Genomic DNA, 17,651 nt, shown 5'->3' with positions numbered 1-17,651 from the left:
GTTTTTAAAAATTGCGCCAACAGCGGTAGATGAGATGTGATTTAGCGATTCCCCCGATTATTTCAGGGTTTTAGGCTAACGTCTAATAGGGAGTGCTTAAAAAAGCAACTCATAATGAGCGTGGGGAAGGAAGGGGTGTTTTTGCCGAAAGGCAGTCCGTGGGAGGACAGTTGAATGACAGATCCAGGTTTAGCCCTGTATAAAATGTCGCTCGAAGACAAAAACGCATTTTGGGGCGAGAGTGCCAAGTTAATTGACTGGTACCAGCCCTGGGAAACTGTACTAGACGAGAGTAATAAGCCGTTTTATCGCTGGTTCAGTCAAGGACAACTTAACACATGCTTCAATGCTGTTGACCGCCACGTCAACAACGGCCGAGGTGAGCAATACGCTATCCGTTATTTCAGTCCGGTGACGGATACTGAATACGCGGTGACCTATAACGAGTTATTGGCGCAAGTCAGTCGCTTAGCGGGCTACATGCAGTCGATAGGGGTGACCAAAGGCGATCGCGTGGTGATCTACATGCCGATGATCCCTGAAACCGTTTACGCCATGCTGGCTTGTGCGCGTTTAGGTGCGATTCACTCGGTGGTGTTCGGTGGTTTTGCCGCCAACGAACTGGCAACCCGTATCAATGACGCGAAACCCAAATTGGTGTTAAGCGCGTCATGTGGGGTTGAGCCGTCAGGTGTTGTGCCATATAAGCCGTTGCTCGATAAAGCATTGGATCAATCTGAACATAAACCAGCCAACTGTCTTATTTTGCAACGCAGCCAATATCAGGCTGAGTTAACCGCACCTCGCGATCAAGACTGGCAACAATCCGTTTGCAAAGCTCAAGCCGTTGACTGCGTGGCGGTAGAGGCGACTGACCCGCTGTATATTTTGTACACCTCGGGCACCACAGGGCAGCCAAAAGGGGTGGTACGTGATAATGGCGGTCATGCGGTCGCTCTCGCTTGGTCAATGAAACATATCTATGACATTGAAGCGGGTGATACCTTCTGGGCTGCATCTGACGTAGGTTGGGTGGTTGGTCACTCTTATATTGTGTATGCACCGCTGTTAGTAGGTGCCACCACAGTGTTATACGAGGGTAAGCCAGTCGGTACGCCCGATCCGGGCGTGTTTTGGAAAACCATTGAGCGCTATCAAGTTAAAGTCTTTTTTACAGCGCCTACGGCGATTCGTGCCATCAAACGCGAAGACCCAAATGGCGAGTATGTCAAAAAGGCCGATCTCAGCTGCTTGAGCGCGCTGTTCTTGGCGGGTGAGCGTTGCGACCCTGACACCTTAAACTGGTCATCAGCGAAGTTAGGCAAACCGGTCATCGACCATTGGTGGCAAACCGAAACCGGTTGGCCGGTTGCAGCGAACTTGATGGGGGTTGAGCAGATCACCATTAAGCCGGGTTCGCCTGCACGTGCAGTACCGGGTTATCAAGTTGAAGTACTTGATGAATTTGGTGAGCAAGTGCCAGCGGGGAAGTCTGGCAACGTCTCGATTAAATTGCCGTTACCGCCAGGCACGCTGACAACCCTTTGGCAAAACGATAAACGTTACGTCGACAGTTATCTCAGCATGTATCCCGGCTATTACCTCACCGGTGATGCGGGCTATATGGATGAAGAGGGATACCTCTACATTATGAGCCGTATTGACGACATTATTAACGTCGCTGGCCACCGCTTGTCTACCGGCCGCTTTGAAGAGGTGTTGTGCCAGCATCCGGCAGTTGCTGAAGCCGCGGTGATTGGCGTGGATGACACCTTGAAAGGGCAGGTGCCACTTGGCTTGGTGGTACTTAAAAATGGGGTCGACATCGGTGAAGACCAACTCCACAAAGAGTTAGTTGCTTTGGTCAGGCAGGAAATTGGTCCTGTGGCTGCGTTTAAACTGGTGAGTGCAGTGCAGAAACTGCCAAAAACCCGTTCTGGGAAGATTCTGCGTGGCACCATGCGTAAAATTGCTGACAACAAAGAGTTTACGCCGCCAGCCACCATTGAAGATCCACAAACGCTTGACCTTGTTCGTAGCGCATTAACGCGAATGGGATATGCCGATGCGTTGCTGAAACAGCACGCCTAATTGCATATTTATTGGTGAGAAAGACCCGCTTTTGCGGGTCTTTTTATTAGCGTTAAAGATCCCAATCGTTTTTCTCTTTAACAAACATCGCAACTATCTGTTTGCATCGGCAATGACTGATTAAGTAAAATGCTTGTAATTATCGGATGTGTAGCACATTTTTTGTACATGTGGTCGCAGTAGTTGGTGGAAAACACTATGAAATCCAAGTTTGAAGCAGCAGATATCGGTGTGATCGGTCTGGGCGTTATGGGTAAAAATCTCGCGCTTAATATCGTTGATAATGGTTTTTCTGTTGCTGCGTTTGACCTTGATAAGGCCAAAGTTGAAGCAGCCGAACATCAAGCTGCAACTGAAGTTGCCGGCCGTGAGCAACGTCTATTCGGCGTTGAATCTTTGGCGGAAATCCTTGCCAGCGTTAAAGCGCCGCGCGTCTTCTTGTTATCAGTGCCAGCGGGTCGAGCGGTCGACAGCATTTGTGATGCTTTGATTGAAGCCGGCGCGATTGCTGAAGATATCGTGATCGATACCGGTAACAGCTTGTGGACGGACACCGTCGCGCGCGAAAAACATTACCAAGGCAAGTTGACCTTCTTTAGCTCAGCAGTATCCGGTGGTGAAGTCGGCGCACGTTTTGGACCTTCATTGATGCCGAGTGGCGATAAAGCCGCGTGGGATCGTATCGCACCAATCTTTACTGCCATTGCTGCCAAAGTTGACAACGAAACTGGTAAGCCATTAGAGCGCCATCAGCCAGGTGATGTAATTGAACAAGGTGAACCTTGTACCGCTTACATCGGCCCAGCAGGCTCAGGTCACTACGTAAAAATGGTGCACAACGGTATTGAATACGCCGATATGCAGCTGATCTGCGAAACCTTCCACTTTATGCAAACCGGTCTGGGCATGAGCACAGTGCAGATTGCCGAAGTGTTTGAACGCTGGAATAAAGGCGTGCTGAACAGCTATCTGATTGAGATCAGTGCTGAAGTGTTGCGCCAAGTTGACCCTCAAACCGAAAAACCACTGGTTGAGATTATTCTCGATAAAGCCGGTCAAAAAGGTACTGGCCTGTGGACTGCGGTGAGCAGTTTGCAACTGGGTTGCCCAGCGTCAACGATTGCTGAAGCTGTGTATGCGCGTTCAATGAGCACTCAAAAAGATCTGCGTTTGCAATTGGCCTCTTCATTGAAAGGCCCTGCGATTGCGCCGGTATCAGCGGAAGAACAACAGCAAACCATCGATGCCTTAGAAGCGGCCTTGTACTGTGCGAAAGTGACCGCTTACGCGCAAGGCTTCCAAATGATTGCTATGCAAGCCAAAGAGCAACACTGGGAGTTGGATTACGCGGCCATTGCCCGCATCTGGCGCGCAGGTTGTATCATTCGTGCTGGCTTCCTCAGTACCATCAGTGATGCGTTTGAAGCGAACGATAACCTGAGCAACTTGTTGTTGGCCGAGGGTTTTGCTTCTAAGTTGAACGAACTGCAAGGTCAATGGCGCCAAGTGGTTGCCCAAGCGGTGATCAAGGGTATTCCGGTTCCTTGCATCAGCTCAGCGTTGGCGTATTTTGATTCGCTGCGTTGTGAAGTGTTACCTGCCAACCTGCTGCAAGGTCAACGTGATTTCTTTGGTTCACACACCTTTGAACGGGTTGATGCACCTAAAGGCGAGTTCTACCACATCACGTGGAGTGAATCGCCACGTAAGTTGGTGAAAATCAACTAAGGCATCCGTAGTGATTGCAGCAAAAAGGCTTCCAATTGGAAGCCTTTTTAATGGGTGAAATTTGCGGTTTGCGTTACACGCCAAACACTAAGCCAAAGCTGAACAGCGCGCTAAACATCATGGTTAATTTGGCGGTTTTACCCAACAATGGGTTCAATGATGCGCCAGAATACTGATAAAAATCAGATGATAACTTGCGTGCCATAATCAAGGATAGGCCAGTCAACAAGACAGGTAACCCTGGCAGTTGCCCTAACAAGAAACCTGCGATAATTAAGCCAAACGGCAGATAGACCAACGCCTGATACATCACTTTTGCTTGGGCTTCGCCAATTCGCACCGCTAAGGTTTTCTTCCCGGCTTTGGTATCAGTGAAGATATCGCGGGTGTTATTCACCAACATAATGGCGGCATTGAGTAGCCCAACGGCGCTGCCGAGTAACCAAGACGCAGCGGTGGTTTCCCCAGCTTGCAGATAGTAACTGCCAACAACCGCAACTAAGCCGAAGAAGACAAAGGCTGCCAGTTCACCTAAGCCGTGAGAGGCTAATGGGTAAGGGCCGCCGCTGTAACCTAAAGCGCCTAACATCGAGGCTGCAGCAAGAATGGCGATTGGCCAACCACCGTGCCAAATCAGATAAGAACCGACCGCCAGCGATAGCAGTAAGCAGAGGGTCATCGCATTGCGTACAGCGTGTGCCGGCAGTAAGCCACTTTGGGTGACTCGCACGGGGCCAACGCGCTCTTCGGTATCAATCCCGTTTTTGTGGTCAAAATAATCATTGGCCAAATTCACCGCAATTTGCAGTAACAAGGCGCATGCCATAGAGGCAATGGCCACCCAAATGCTGAACTTCTCCAGCGGTAGCGCTAAAAAATTACCTACGAGTAACGGTCCTGCGGCGGCGGGAAGGGTACGAGGTCTAATGGCGAGGATCCAAGGATTCATTCTAAATAAGCCAACTCATCACAACATACATATCGTTATAGGATAACAATTTCTGTTGCGAAAGTTAGTACAACAGGATTAATGCATGTAAAAGAGTTTGAATTAGCGCACATTTGCGGCTGGGTGAAGCTCCCAAAATACTTCCATACTGATGAGGTGTTCACGGATGGTCTGAGGTTTTACCTACAGATTGAGGCGATAACTAACCGATAGGAGCGGTTATGATACGCTTTAATAAACGAACAATATTAATCACCGGCGCAGCCTCAGGGCTAGGAAGAGCGTTTGCGATTGCATTGGCTCAGCGCGGCACTAGGTTGATTCTTGTAGATCACCATTCGACGCACAACATCAAAACCGCCATTGAAGCCATGGGCGGTTTGGTGAGTTGCTGGCAATGCGATGTCTCAGATGAGGCACAAGTTGACCAAGTGACGAAAGACATTCTGGCAAAGCATAGCCGGGTGGATGGTTTGGTGTTATCGGCTGGGATTCATCTGCCCAACGAGTTAGAAAAAGTCGCCACTCACGATTGGCGGCGGCAGATTGATGTTGATCTCGATGGTGCATTTTTACTGAGTCGTGCATTTTGGCCGCTGATGAAAGCACAAAACTATGGCCGCGTTGTGTTGTTAACCGGCGCCAGCGGCTTATTTGGCGACCAGTTTGAGTGTGCTTATGCCACGGCCAAAATGGGGCTGGTGGGATTAGCCAGTTGTATGAGCCAAGAAGGCGAAGGCTACAATATTCACGTAAATACCTTGTGTGCCCATGCGTTAACGCCAATGACCAGTCAACATCTTGCCTCTGATGTCGCGCCAATGTTCTCTATGGAAGCACCTATCGCGGTGGCGACCTATTTGTTAAGCGATGAAGCTCCGACCGGGCAGCATCTTCTGGCCGCTGCTGGCAGTGTGAGTCGCGCAGTGATCACTCAATCAAAACCTTTCTATTTCCCTGCCGCCGATTGCACTGCGGAAGCGGTGTTGCGAGCTTGGCCGCGAATTCAAGAAACAAGCGTGGTACACGAAAGTAAAAGTGGCGAAGATCAGATTGTTAGGTGGGCTAGATCCGCTTCAAAAGAACACGGTGTCTTGCTCGAGTAACGAGCGTGGGGCTGGTATTTAATCATCTGTCTGCGGTAATCTTTGTGCCAGAAGGATTTCAGTACAGGGTGATTCATGAGTCATGTGTTAGATGAGTTAATGTCATTATTGGCATTAGAACGGATTGAAACGGGTTGGTATCGTGGGCAGAGTCAGGACTTAGGTTTTGGCCATGTGTTTGGCGGTCAAGTGATGGGTCAAGCATTAAGTGCCGCGCGTCAAACTGTGCCAGCCGAACGTAAAGTGCACTCATTGCATTCCTATTTTCTGCGTGCCGGTGATGAAAAATTACCGATTATTTACGACGTTGAAAATGTGCGCGATGGTGGCAGTTTTAGCGCTCGACGCGTCAAAGCCGTACAAAAAGGCCGGCCGATTTTCTACATGACCTGCTCCTTTCAAACCGAAGAAAAAGGTTTTGAGCATCAATCCACTATGCCGGATGTTCGTGGCCCAGAAGGGCTGCTAAATCAGCAAGAGCTGGCGATGACTTTGCGTGATAAAGTGCCGCCAAAGATGCTTGAGAAATTTATGGCAGATGCACCGATCGAGATGCGCTTGGTTAACCCATTAACGCCGGTTGCGCCTAACGACACGGAACCGCATCGCTATGTATGGATGCGTGCCAACGGTAAATTGCCGCTCGATCACGATATGCATGACTATATGCTCGCCTATGCATCCGACTTCAATTTCTTAGTTACTGCCGCTCAGCCTCATGGCGTGTCATTTTTAACGCCGGGTATGCGCATGGCAACCATTGACCATTCCATCTGGTTCCATCGCCCAGTTAACCTCAATGAATGGATTTTGTACGCGATTGAAAGTCCAAACGCTTGTGGTGGCCGAGGCTATGTGCGCGGTCAGTTCTTTGACCTGCAAGGCCGATTAATTGCCTCCGCAACGCAAGAAGGCTTGATGCGTTTAACTGACCCTCATGGCAAAAAGGATTGAATATGAATTGGGTTAAAGGTGTTTTTGCCGCCTTGTTGTTCAGTACCATCGCGGGTTGCGTCACTGTGGAACCCTCCGCGCCTGTAGTGATTAACGGTGCGGCTGGTTATCGTGAAAAATTGGCATTGCCGCCGGGCTGTTCAATTACTATTGCCGTGATCGACCTCGATACGCCGGGCGCGATTATTGCGCAGAAAACCTTTAACGTGGCGCGTGCGCCAGTCCCCTTCAAATTCATTTTGCCCGCTGACACCATTAGCCCAAAAATTAACTATGGCGTTGTGGCGCTGATTGAGTATCAACACAAGGTGATTTTTCAGACTTACGATAAATACCCTGTAGTGAATAATGGTAAGAACACCGTTGAAGTGATGATGAAGGCAGTACCAATTGAGAGTTTGAAGTAAGCGGTTTTCGTCGTTTAATCACGCCGCATAAACTAAAAGGGCTATTAGGATTTAACCGTAATAGCCCTTTTTCGTCGTGCTTGACTGCGCTAAATCAGCTTATACCTTGAACACACTAATTTGGCGTTTAAGGGTTGATGCCAGCGAGGCTAACTCATCAGCCGATGTCACTGTACTGCTGGCTCGCTCTTCCCCTTCTCGGGCTAATTCACTGATCTCGTGAAGATTACGGGTCACATCTTCCGCCACAGAACTTTGTTGCTCGGTCGCACTTGCGATACTGCTGACAGATACTGCAAGGTCGGCAATTCGTTCGGTGATGGCGGTCAGCTGGGCATTGGCTGAAATGCCTTGTTCGGTCGATTTCATCCCTAACTGATAGCTTTCATCCATTCGGGTGGCGGTATCTTTCACCTTGGACTGCAGCTGCAAAATTGTTTGACTGATTTCCGAAATTGACGCCTGTGTTCGACTTGCCAGCGTACGCACTTCATCTGCAACCACAGCAAAACCGCGCCCCTGTTCACCGGCGCGCGCGGCTTCGATTGCAGCGTTAAGCGCCAACAGGTTCGTTTGCTCAGCAATGCCATTAATGACTTCGGTGATTTTGTTAATAGACTCACTTTCCTTGGCGACGCCTTCAACGGCTTCATGGCTCTTGGTGAGTTGTTTTGACAGCGTTTCAAGATCTTTTACCACTTGCATCAATGCCATATGGCCTTCTTGTGATGCTAAATCTACCTGATGACTCTGAGTGGCACTTTCGTTGGCGTGGGTTGCTACATCACGAATAGAAGTCGACATCTCTTCAATTGCGGTGGCAATTTGGTCAGTTTGTGCCATCAAGGCATTCGCTTCTTCACCATTAAGGCGCGCGATCTCCTGTGATTGGCTGGCCTGGGATTCGATGGTCTGAACTGAGTCCAACAGTGAGCGGATCAGCTTACGCAAATTCTGCGTCATCATGCTGGCGCTGTAGCTAATACGGTCGACTTCGTTGTCGCTTTGTTGGTTCACATGCGGCAATTCAATACTAAGATCGCCTTTGCCGAGGCCTTCCATATGCATCTGCAGGTGACGTAGTGGTTTAACGGTTTTCACCAAAACAATCGACAGCAAGGCTGTAATCGCCACAATACCTACGACTGAAATGAGCAAGCTAATCACCAACAGAGACCAACTTTCTTCATTGAGTTCGGAGTCTTTGACTTGGCCGATAATGACCCAGTTCCAGCCAGGAATTAAACCACTCAGGGTTGCCATCCGTTCGCCACTATCGGTAGTAAATTCATTAATTTCACGATAGTTTTCAAGCAAGTTGTCCAGTGGTAAACCATTGAGCTGGCCAGCTTGGAGTGGTTCGCCAATCGTCAGTGTTGGATGGGCAATTAGCACATTGTCTGCTTTGCGTACCACCATGTAGTAACCGGACTCTTCAATCCTGAGCTGTTTTACCGAATTCTGTAGCTGGGCTAACGAGTCAGTAATATCGAAGCCGATGTAGAGAATGGCCACCACATTGCCTTGCGGGTCTTTCATTGGGCGGTAAACCGTCATGTAGTCTTTACCAAATAATTTGGCATAGCCTTCATAAGTTTCACCACGCATTAACGTTGCATAACCAGGGTGTTTTTGCCCTAGATAAGTCCCCACAGCGCGGCTACCATCGGCCTTTTTTAGTGAGGTTGAGATCCGCAGGAAATCATCACCATCACGCACAAATACCGTTGCATTGCCCCCTGTTAACTTTGCATAGCGGTCTACTTTGCTGATAGATGAGTTAATCTGCTCATTGTCCTGCATCAGCGCTGGGGTATCTTTGCCCAACACCTGCACAGTCTTGTTGGCAGGCTTGTAAAATTGGCCAGGATACATGCCACGAAATACTTCAGAGTTGCGGCGAGCAAGTGTTAGTAGCGTGTCGTACTGCAGCTCTAGTAGATCCTCTACCGAGTGCATTTGCGCCTCAACCGCTGACAGCGCTTTGTCCCTAAGCGCATGAGAGGCTGAAACATAAGATATGGTGCCAATAACTCCGAATACTATGATGGTTAATATAAACGAGAGCGTTCCTATCTGTTTGGCGATAGGCCAATTACGGTAGTTCATATATTTTCTCTTATTATTGATACATGAATGAACAACCACCTAGACAACTAATGCTAATACCCAAGGAAATATGATTACTTAGGTGGTATGTTGGAAAAGTATAGACTGTATCGGCTGAGAATAAGGATAAGTGAGAGTAAATCATTGAGCTTGCACAAAATTTGGCTAATTAAGTACAGATTTATAGAGTGGAATGCTGCAAATGGATGAATTATGGCGACCTAATAGAATATTAAATCGCCAAATCGCCAAATCGCCAAATCGCCAAATCGCCAAATCACGGTTATTCTGCTGACAGCATCGCTTTTTTGAGGCTTTTTTGCGCAGGTTTATCACCTAGCCAGATGTTGAGCAGTGCGGTTCTAAATTGTTCATTCCCCACTGTTGCTTGAGGCTCACCATTTTTATAAGCGGTCACGCCTTTATCTTTGGCAAACACCAGAAGAAACTGATCGCCCACTTTGATTTCAGCTTTAAATAAGCCAATAAACTGTTCAATTTCATCATGGATGGGCGCCTCATTGCCGTGAGTGGCATCTTCGAATCCTTCACGAATGGCACTTTCCATTTTTTCAGAGGTGATCATGCCGGAGATAATCGTCAGATTAATTGCAGCGTAATCGGCTTCAAAAACTTCGGTGAGCGATTTTGTTTTGCCCGGTAGATAAAGGCCGCCAACGTACAAATCCATAAAAAATTTGCTGCGGACGCCCGCACCGTTCAGCACTAAATTGGGCAGACCTTCGAGAGTTAGATTTTCGACGACCTGAGTATCTGCCAGCTCGCGCGCACTGCTGGTAAAACTGAACATCGATAAGCAAAAAACGGCAAAAACAACGAGTTTTTTCATAGTTATATTCCGTGAGTGATTAACCGCGTAAGCCAATATCGCATTGGCCAGTTTGATGAAACCAAACAGCTTGACGCTGCTGGCCACTGATGAGTAAAGGTTCGTTATCGTTAAATAAAAAACACTTCCAATGACGTTTGAAACAGCCCCACGTTGTTTCAATAACATCATATTTTTCATAGCAGAAAAACACCGGGGTATCTTCAGACCACTCGATAAACTCAGCCACTATGCGGGGAAGTTCATTTTCTTCGCTGTCCCACGCGGCCTGCCAGTCATCAGTTTGATGCCAAGTACTGCTGCGTGTCGCCCAATCGCCTTTAGCAAATTCGTCCGGCGCGACGTTTTTGTTGCTCACCCAACGATTCCAAACCTCCATTGCCGACTTTTGCGACAAAGGTTTAATGAGAGGTTGATCCTGTACTGGTACAGGTAATTCGTGATGGTTGAACATCCAACGGCGGCGATACTGGTCTAATGGCTGGTAACTAAGCGACAAGCTGACACTCCCAAAATAAGCTATTTTGGGGCAATTATATAGAGTCAACGCACTACCACCAACTTTTACGCCGCAGGCGTGAAAATTAAACCGCTAAAGAGTGCGCTTGATGCTTGGCATAAGCTGTGATGGTCAACAATCTATGACGGCTTGGGTGAAGTTTTGCTAAAAAGGTAGGAATAAAGCGCAAACCTCATTCGAGCATTACGATTTAGCCAAAGAGGTTTGAGCAAAGGCGTTAACAGACAGATGCTGTAACGCCCAACAATCAGGATTATTCGTGGATTTTAACGTTGTTGCAGCCACGAACGAACTGAGGATCAAAGTGCTTGATAGCAGGACCAACATAACCAAGATCTAGCGTGTTGATTTGCGCCATTTCAGCATCGCTCAGGGTGAAATCCCAAATATCAAAGTTTTCTTCGATACGCGCTTGCTTGGTGGATTTAGGGATAACTGTAACGCCACGTTGTACGTTCCAACGCAGAATCACTTGCGCAATTGATTTGTTATGCGCGGCAGCGATGTCTTGCAGCATCTCACTCTCAAATGGTTGATAACGACCGCCACCTAATGGTGCCCATGCCTCAGGCTGCACGTTGTAATGTTTCATGGTTTCAAGTGCAGTAGGTTGCGCAAAGTATGGATGCAACTCAACTTGGTTAACCATTGGTTTGATGCGGACAGTTTCGCAGAAGTTAGTCAGCACGTGGGCGTAAAAGTTAGATACCCCAATCGCTTTCAACTTCCCTGCTTCATAAGCATCTTCCAGTGCACGCCATGCACTAAAGTAATCTTTCATGGCTTGGTGTAGCAAGTACAGGTCAAAGTATTCTAGGCCTGATTTTTTCAGTGAAGCATCGATTGCAGCGGCAGCCATGTCGTAGTTGGCCATGTCTTGTACCCACAATTTGGAGGTGATGAACAGTTCTTCACGAGTACACAAACCTTCAGCAATCGCTTCGCGAACGGCTTCACCCACAGCATCTTCATTGCCATATACCGCTGCGGTATCGATCAGACGATAACCGGTACGAATCGCGGTCAATACTGACTGTTTACATTCTTCTTTATCAGTCACTTGGAAGACACCAAAGCCTTCCATCGGCATTTTGAGGTTGTTACTTAGTACTGCGTATTCCATGGCGGAATACCTCCGTATATTGGATTGAAACTGGAATTCTGTAGATACCATCAGCATAAACCACGAACAGCAGGAACGTGAGGATGGTGAAATTGAAAGGCGAGAGCAGTGTGAGTCGTTATGGCTGCAGCTTTCCACGCCTGTTGCTAACTAGATTAACTCAATTGGGATCAAACAATAATTAATTTTATTTTAATGTATTAATGAAAAATATTCACAAATGAAAGGCTGAGTGCTTCTTTTAGGCGCGCTGATGTAGATTAGAACTTTAAGGGGAAAAGTGAAAATACGATTAAGGGAAAAACCGTTCAGCTGAGCTTTGACGTTCTCACAACTCAAGTTGTTGGTCTCCCCACAGGGACTCGAACCCCGATCGGTCGCTTAGGAGGCAACTGCTCTATCCTGTTGAGCTATAGGGAGACGCACCGATTATACTGTTTTTCAAATTCAATAAAAGTCTATTCGTCTAACTGCTTAATTCTTAAGCGCAATGTCGTTAATTTGGATGTTGGTTCCATCGTCTATGGCCGCCAACAACGCAGTAGATGTGTCATCGGTGATCTGGTCGATGGTCACTTGTACCGCGGTTGCTTTGGCGATGGTGCGGGTTTGACCAACCCGATCAGGGAAGTTGTGCTGCAAGACGATAGTAAACTTATCGCCGGTTCTTACGCCGCTCTTTCTACCTAGGTTAAAAATGACACGTTGACCTTGTTTCGCGATAACTTGGGCCATCGCGGGGCGGCAACCGAGGGTGTCATCGAGATCGAGACTGACTTGATTTAACACGTTACCTATGGCACCACCATAGTTTGATTGCCAAAAGGCATCGCTAATCGGTTTTACGCTGGCATTGGCGTCATAGTCCCAGTCGGTAGTGAATTGATACTCTTTTTGCCAAATCATTTCACCGCTAATGCTGTGGACCAGTGATATTTTTAAGCGAAAATCACGTTGCTGCTTGCTCCACATAGCGCTGACGCCGGATGGTGATTCAGACAGCGCCATGTCTTCCACTTCGGCTAATAAAATATAGAGAGTGTTTGTTTGTTGATTTAACCAACTGGCACTGTCGCCACGATGTTCATTGCTGAAGTTATGGCTTGGAACGCTGTTGCTCAGATCCAGTTTGGGGTAAACCTTGGTAGAATTTTGATTGAGAATGGCGGCGAGCTTTTGCGACAGCGCTTGTGGAAATTGCTCCATCTTGCCATAGCGTAGTTGTTGCCTGTCAAACACGATGGCGCGTGGTAAATAAAGTGGGGCTTTTAGAGCATTACTCAAACAGCTTTCGTTAAGCGTTGTGAGCAGATCAACTCGAATAGTGACTTCAATGCGATTGCCTTTGTGTTGTTCTTTGACAATTTCAAGACTGGTGTAAGCCGCGTTGTTAGTTAGCTCTGCAGTTTGGTTGAGTACACCATTGGTGACGGTTTGTTGGGCGCTAATGCTGCCACCATTGGTGATGACGGCCATATTTAGCGCCTGTTTGATGGCTTGCTGGCGCGCGGCGTTTACATCGCCTTTGACGATGTTGGCTTCTCCGGTAATGGTTACCCATGCTGCTTCGGCAGATGGCAATATTAGCATCAATAGCAACAATGAAATTATGCGAACCATGCTGAGTAAATCCTGTAAAGAGATCTGATTAGGAGCCAATTTTCAGGCGCCCATCTAGGTTATTTTGCAAGATTCAAGTTTTATGCCATGAATCGGCATGACAGTTGCTAACAAATTCTCAGGATGTCGAACAATCGACGTTCTATGTCGATGCAATCGCTCGTTAAGTTTGCCAAGATTTTGCCGATATAAGTGAAGATATTTCACCGCATAAATTTGTTGTGTGGCAACACGAACTGAATCTTTCATCGATAAATTAAAAATGAATGCGCGTTGCTGTTGGTCTTTAAGGAGCTGAGAGAGCCATGTTTAAAAAACTAATTCCTCTAATCGCATTGCTGGCAGGGTGTTCATCGACACAACCTGCTGTGAGCTATGTTGAGGCTCCTGTGCAAGAAACGCCTTTATTTCAGGTTGCCGAGCAATTGACGTTCGATCTCGCCCGTTACAGCGACGATTTTACGGGGGCGCAGACGTTACTGATTTCGACACCTGTGGACGCCAGTAGCTTAGAGAAAACGAATCCGTTGGCGGTGCAGTTGCAACAAGATCTGATGACTGCATTTCAGCAGCAAGGCTTTAAAGTGATTGATATCAATATGAGCGATACTGTTAAGGCGGCGGCAGACGGTACTTATCTGCTGACGCGTGATTGGCAAAAAATTGCCGCTAATGTGGCAGCCACCCATGTGTTGGTATCAACGATGGAACTGACAAAGTCTGGTGTGGCGATTAATGCGCGCATTATTGATACCACAGATAACCATGTTTCATCGTCAGCTAATACCTTTGTATCAGCACAGCAATTACCGGGGTATATCGTGGAAGCCAAGTCGAGCGTCTCCAAAGACGGCTTGCTGTATCGTCATCCAAGCCAAGGCGCTGAAACTGCACACTATGTGGGAGCTAAACAATGATGAGAGTGATCCTAGTGGCAGCCATAGTGTTACTGGCAGGATGTAGCAGCATGCGGGAAAAATATGTTCAGTATGAAACCGTAGCGCCAGAGCAATTTCCTACATTGACCGCCACCGGTTATGCGCCGTTAGCATCTCAGCCGGGTAAAACTCAGGCAGAGCGGGTTCTGATGGCAATGCAGGCGTCCAAGATTGCCGCTTACCGTGAGCTTGCTGAACAAGTTTACGGACAGCATTTACAAGGTTCGAGTAGCGTCGGCGATTGGGCGATGAAATCTGATACGGTAAAAGCGTCTGTTTCAGGCGTTATTCGTGGTGCAAAGGTGATAGCCAGTTATCCGGCGGGCGAGCATTATGTGACAGAACTTGAATTGGATTTTGCGACAGTTTGGCAGTTATACCAACAGCAGAACCGGCCACAAGAGATTCGTTCGGTGACTTACTTTTAGTGTCTGAGGATTCCAGTGACAGAGGATTCGCGACGGCTCGGTCTTGAAATGCCTGCAAACACAAAAATGCCACGATTGTTTGTCGTGGCATTTTTATAAATCTAGCTGATTTCAATTGAGAAGTTTAGGCTTTCAAATCGTTACCTAGGGTGGCGATGGTGGAGGTTTTACCTTTGCCATCGTAGGTCAGGCTGTTGGCATTACGGCTCATCTGCAGTGCTTGGGCTAAGCGATTGATGCTGGCGCTGCACAGTTCAATCAGTTTGCCATTTTCTTGATTTTTCACTTGGCACTCAGCCATTAACGCTTTGGCATCATTAACTTTGCTCGCGATAGGCTCTTTGCTGAAATCGCTTTTGTCTGGATGCTTGGCAAGTTCGCCATCGAGTGATTTAACGCTATCGAGAAGGCTAGATTTGTCGCTGGCTAATGAGAGCAGTTTGTCAGCATCTCTATTAATTAGTGCTTGTCGTTCTTGGTCGATCAAAAAAAGCAGCCGCTCTAAGTTGAGCGTCTGCTTATTCAGAAGCTGTTCCAAGTCTGTCAGCTGCATTAAGCCTCCAGATTGATATCGTTCATATCGGCTTCAAATTGCGCAATATTGCCTGCCAGCTTTTCAGGGTCAACTTTGTAACGGCCTTCAGCAATAGCTGCTTTTATTTCCGCTACTTTTTTAACGTCAACGTCTGGCAGAGACGAAATCTTACCCTGTAGACTTTGAAGCTGCTGTGCCTGACTTGAGACAACAACTGAGTCTTTGCTATTCGCCACTATAGCCGATTGCGTGCTTTCAGCTGTGGTCGCTGAACCGGTTTTAGGTGAGTTGACCGTAGTCACTCGCGGTTGATTTTGCAGTTGTTTAATGTCCATAGCCGTTTGGGCTCCAGCGTTGAATCTAAGTTCTCAGACTCTTTATCGGCAGATCAGTTTATTGCTTGAGCAATTTTTACATTTTTATGCGAACTTCGCCAACTTTTGCCACTATAGCCTCTATCAGCTTGTTTGACCTCGCATTTTTTACGCTAATCTGCTCGCCGGCATTGCCATCTTCCATAGCGACGCCAACCGTCTTTATCTGAAAATTTTCGGTAGCTGCCAAAATAGAGACCTGATCACCTTTACAAACAAAGCATACGTTGGCTGAAAAAATAGGGTAGTCCTTGGTGATACGTCGTTTGAGTTTTGCACCGATGAGTGGTTCTAGGCTATCAAATTGTTGACCGTTTAAGCTGTATTGATCGATATAGCGCAAGCTGAGGTTACTTCTTGTTAACACAGTGCCTTGCGCCAAGGTTTCATTGGGCACGATCACGGGAAAACTGATATCGACTCGCACTGACATGAATACTTGCCACGGGTATGTTTGGTTTTCGATGTCGCAACTGACTTTTAGCGTGTTATTACGGCTAATCGGACGATCGACGGCAAGCTCTACCGTCACCGGCGAAATACAGTTTGGTAGCGGCAATCTTGGGTCGATTGCCTGAGGCGTGATTTCAATTTTAGCTGTCGCAGGTGCAGCTAAGTTTTTTGACACTGTTTCTTTAGCTAACTTTTGTATAGCCGATATACTTGGTATGTCAGCCTGCACGCCTGTTGATATTACGGCGTTTATCACTGCAGCGAAAAAAATATGTGCTAAATTTACTTTCATAATGAACAGGCTAGATAGAAAAACAGGTTTACACTTATACTTCAGGTAGTTCCACAACCGCTGATAGCGCATTCGATGCCGCCGCGTCAGAACTTTGACTGAAGCTCGGATTATCGGTGTAAAAGCAATATGCATGCCTTACTGGTGATTCAGTTAGGTGGGAATTGTAAAATTAATACAAGGCAGACTTATGTCAGGCATTCTTGAATCGGTCAATAAAAGAACTCAACTTGTAGGGCAAAACAGGCTGGAACTGCTGCTATTTAAATTAAACGGCAGACAGCGTTTTGGTATTAACGTGTTTAAAGTGAAAGAAGTCCTACAGTGCCCACCTTTGACTTCATTGCCTAAATTGAATCCCTTTATCAGAGGGGTAGCGCATATTCGTGGCACCACGATTTCTGTGATCGATTTGAGCGCGGCGACTGGCGGACGTCCAATCGAAGATGTGACCAATAGTTTTATTATCATTTCCGAGTATAACCGTAGTGTGCAGGGTTTTTTGGTCAAATCGGTCGAACGCATCATTAATATGAACTGGTCGGCAATTATGCCACCACCGCAAGGGGCCGGTCGCACCTCTTACTTGACTGCAGTCACCGAGATAGATGGTGAATTGGTTGAAATTATTGACGTTGAGAAAATTCTTGATGAAATTTCACCAGTGAAGACTGCTATCAGTAAAGAAGTTGATGAGGCGCTTACCATCGATAGAGAACAGCAGTATCACATCATGGTGGTTGACGATTCCGCAGTTGCTAGAAAGCAGATCCTTCGTGCTCTGGAAGCGCTGAACCTGCAGATCGATACGGCAAAAGATGGTCGCGAAGCGTTGGAAAAGCTCAAGGCGATTGCCACTGAGATGGACAATGTTTCAACTGAAATTCCATTGATCATCTCAGATATCGAAATGCCAGAAATGGACGGTTACACTTTAACAGCCGAAATTCGTGATGACCCTAAACTTAAGCATATTAAAGTGGTGTTGCATACCTCACTCAGTGGCGTATTTAACCACGCGATGGTGCAGAAAGTGGGCGCCAATGACTTTATCGCAAAGTTTAACCCTGATGAATTGGCGGCAGCTGTTAACAAGCATCTCAGTTTATAAGTTTTCGCTGGTGCTGAATTAAAATAGTAGTGGCGCTTGTCATGCTGGTTCAGCTGCGGTATA

17 protein-coding genes and 1 tRNA gene are annotated in these 17,651 nt (G+C 47.2%); 8 read left to right on the top strand and 10 right to left on the bottom strand.

The annotated features are described in order from the left end of the window. The first annotated feature begins 174 nt into the window (after positions 1 to 174). Both JYB87_RS13530 and gndA read left to right on the top strand, forming a co-directional pair. On the top strand, positions 175 to 2,091 hold the full coding sequence (locus tag JYB87_RS13530) for a propionyl-CoA synthetase (protein WP_207353998.1): 1,917 nt from the start codon (positions 175 to 177) through the stop codon (positions 2,089 to 2,091). A 198-nt stretch (positions 2,092 to 2,289) separates the two neighbouring features. Continuing rightward, positions 2,290 to 3,819, top strand: a complete 1,530-nt coding sequence (gene gndA, locus JYB87_RS13525) for an NADP-dependent phosphogluconate dehydrogenase (protein ID WP_207353997.1) — start codon at positions 2,290 to 2,292, stop codon at positions 3,817 to 3,819. Positions 3,820 to 3,892: 73 nt separating this feature from the next. Here gndA and JYB87_RS13520 read toward each other — a convergent pair whose 3' ends face one another. Next, on the bottom strand, positions 3,893 to 4,768 hold the full coding sequence (locus JYB87_RS13520; RefSeq protein WP_207353996.1) for a 1,4-dihydroxy-2-naphthoate polyprenyltransferase: 876 nt from the start codon (positions 4,766 to 4,768) through the stop codon (positions 3,893 to 3,895). A 221-nt stretch (positions 4,769 to 4,989) separates the two neighbouring features. Between JYB87_RS13520 and JYB87_RS13515 the strand changes: the two genes are divergently transcribed. The 3 genes from JYB87_RS13515 to JYB87_RS13505 all read left to right on the top strand — a co-directional run bounded on the left by JYB87_RS13515 (position 4,990) and on the right by JYB87_RS13505 (position 7,235). Further along, entirely contained in the window at positions 4,990 to 5,874 is an 885-nt protein-coding gene (locus JYB87_RS13515) for an SDR family oxidoreductase (RefSeq protein WP_207353995.1), read from the top strand. A 75-nt stretch (positions 5,875 to 5,949) separates the two neighbouring features. After that, positions 5,950 to 6,828 carry an acyl-CoA thioesterase II gene (gene tesB, locus JYB87_RS13510; protein WP_207353994.1) on the top strand — a complete coding sequence of 293 codons (879 nt, stop codon included), beginning with the start codon at positions 5,950 to 5,952 and terminating at the stop codon, positions 6,826 to 6,828. A gap of 2 nt (positions 6,829 to 6,830) precedes the next feature. Continuing rightward, positions 6,831 to 7,235: a YbaY family lipoprotein gene (locus tag JYB87_RS13505; RefSeq protein WP_207353993.1), complete on the top strand. Its 405-nt coding sequence runs from the start codon at positions 6,831 to 6,833 to the stop codon at positions 7,233 to 7,235. A gap of 99 nt (positions 7,236 to 7,334) precedes the next feature. Here the strand turns inward: JYB87_RS13505 and JYB87_RS13500 are convergent, their stop codons facing one another. The 6 genes from JYB87_RS13500 to JYB87_RS13475 all read right to left on the bottom strand — a co-directional run bounded on the left by JYB87_RS13500 (position 7,335) and on the right by JYB87_RS13475 (position 13,457). After that, on the bottom strand, positions 7,335 to 9,344 hold the full coding sequence (locus JYB87_RS13500) for a methyl-accepting chemotaxis protein (RefSeq protein WP_207353992.1): 2,010 nt from the start codon (positions 9,342 to 9,344) through the stop codon (positions 7,335 to 7,337). A gap of 283 nt (positions 9,345 to 9,627) precedes the next feature. Continuing rightward, on the bottom strand, positions 9,628 to 10,194 hold the full coding sequence (locus JYB87_RS13495; RefSeq protein WP_207353991.1) for a chalcone isomerase family protein: 567 nt from the start codon (positions 10,192 to 10,194) through the stop codon (positions 9,628 to 9,630). 19 nt (positions 10,195 to 10,213) lie between these two features. Beyond that, positions 10,214 to 10,693: a DUF2947 domain-containing protein gene (locus JYB87_RS13490; RefSeq protein ID WP_207353990.1), complete on the bottom strand. Its 480-nt coding sequence runs from the start codon at positions 10,691 to 10,693 to the stop codon at positions 10,214 to 10,216. Between the two features lie 274 nt (positions 10,694 to 10,967). Continuing rightward, entirely contained in the window at positions 10,968 to 11,837 is an 870-nt protein-coding gene (locus tag JYB87_RS13485; RefSeq protein WP_207353989.1) for an aldo/keto reductase, read from the bottom strand. A 344-nt stretch (positions 11,838 to 12,181) separates the two neighbouring features. Next, a tRNA-Arg gene (locus JYB87_RS13480) sits at positions 12,182 to 12,257 on the bottom strand. A 54-nt stretch (positions 12,258 to 12,311) separates the two neighbouring features. After that, positions 12,312 to 13,457: a flagella assembly protein FlgT gene (locus JYB87_RS13475; RefSeq protein WP_207353988.1), complete on the bottom strand. Its 1,146-nt coding sequence runs from the start codon at positions 13,455 to 13,457 to the stop codon at positions 12,312 to 12,314. Positions 13,458 to 13,762: 305 nt separating this feature from the next. Between JYB87_RS13475 and JYB87_RS13470 the strand changes: the two genes are divergently transcribed. Further along, complete coding sequence (locus JYB87_RS13470) at positions 13,763 to 14,374, top strand: FlgO family outer membrane protein (RefSeq protein WP_207353987.1); 612 nt, start codon at positions 13,763 to 13,765, stop codon at positions 14,372 to 14,374. Further along, positions 14,371 to 14,823: an LPP20 family lipoprotein gene (locus JYB87_RS13465; protein ID WP_207353986.1), complete on the top strand. Its 453-nt coding sequence runs from the start codon at positions 14,371 to 14,373 to the stop codon at positions 14,821 to 14,823. The genes JYB87_RS13470 and JYB87_RS13465 overlap by 4 nt, the downstream gene beginning before the upstream one ends. Positions 14,824 to 14,947: 124 nt before the next feature. Here JYB87_RS13465 and JYB87_RS13460 read toward each other — a convergent pair whose 3' ends face one another. From JYB87_RS13460 to flgA, 3 genes are all read right to left on the bottom strand, one after another. Then, entirely contained in the window at positions 14,948 to 15,376 is a 429-nt protein-coding gene (locus JYB87_RS13460) for a flagella synthesis protein FlgN (protein WP_228729871.1), read from the bottom strand. Next, positions 15,376 to 15,693 (bottom strand): flagellar biosynthesis anti-sigma factor FlgM, encoded by a 318-nt coding sequence (gene flgM, locus JYB87_RS13455; protein ID WP_207353985.1) that lies wholly within the window; start codon positions 15,691 to 15,693, stop codon positions 15,376 to 15,378. The genes JYB87_RS13460 and flgM overlap by 1 nt, the downstream gene beginning before the upstream one ends. A gap of 76 nt (positions 15,694 to 15,769) precedes the next feature. Continuing rightward, a complete protein-coding gene (gene flgA, locus JYB87_RS13450) occupies positions 15,770 to 16,477 on the bottom strand; it encodes a flagellar basal body P-ring formation chaperone FlgA (RefSeq protein ID WP_207353984.1) in 708 nt (235 codons plus the stop codon). A 190-nt stretch (positions 16,478 to 16,667) separates the two neighbouring features. Here flgA and JYB87_RS13445 point away from each other — a divergent pair, with 190 nt between their 5' ends. Next, complete coding sequence (locus tag JYB87_RS13445; protein ID WP_207356708.1) at positions 16,668 to 17,588, top strand: chemotaxis protein CheV; 921 nt, start codon at positions 16,668 to 16,670, stop codon at positions 17,586 to 17,588. Positions 17,589 to 17,651 lie beyond the last annotated feature (63 nt).

The organism is Shewanella avicenniae (genome assembly GCF_017354945.1).
GTDB classification, from domain to species: Bacteria; Pseudomonadota; Gammaproteobacteria; order Enterobacterales; family Shewanellaceae; genus Shewanella; species Shewanella avicenniae.
This window is presented reverse-complemented; position numbering and strand designations above follow the sequence as displayed.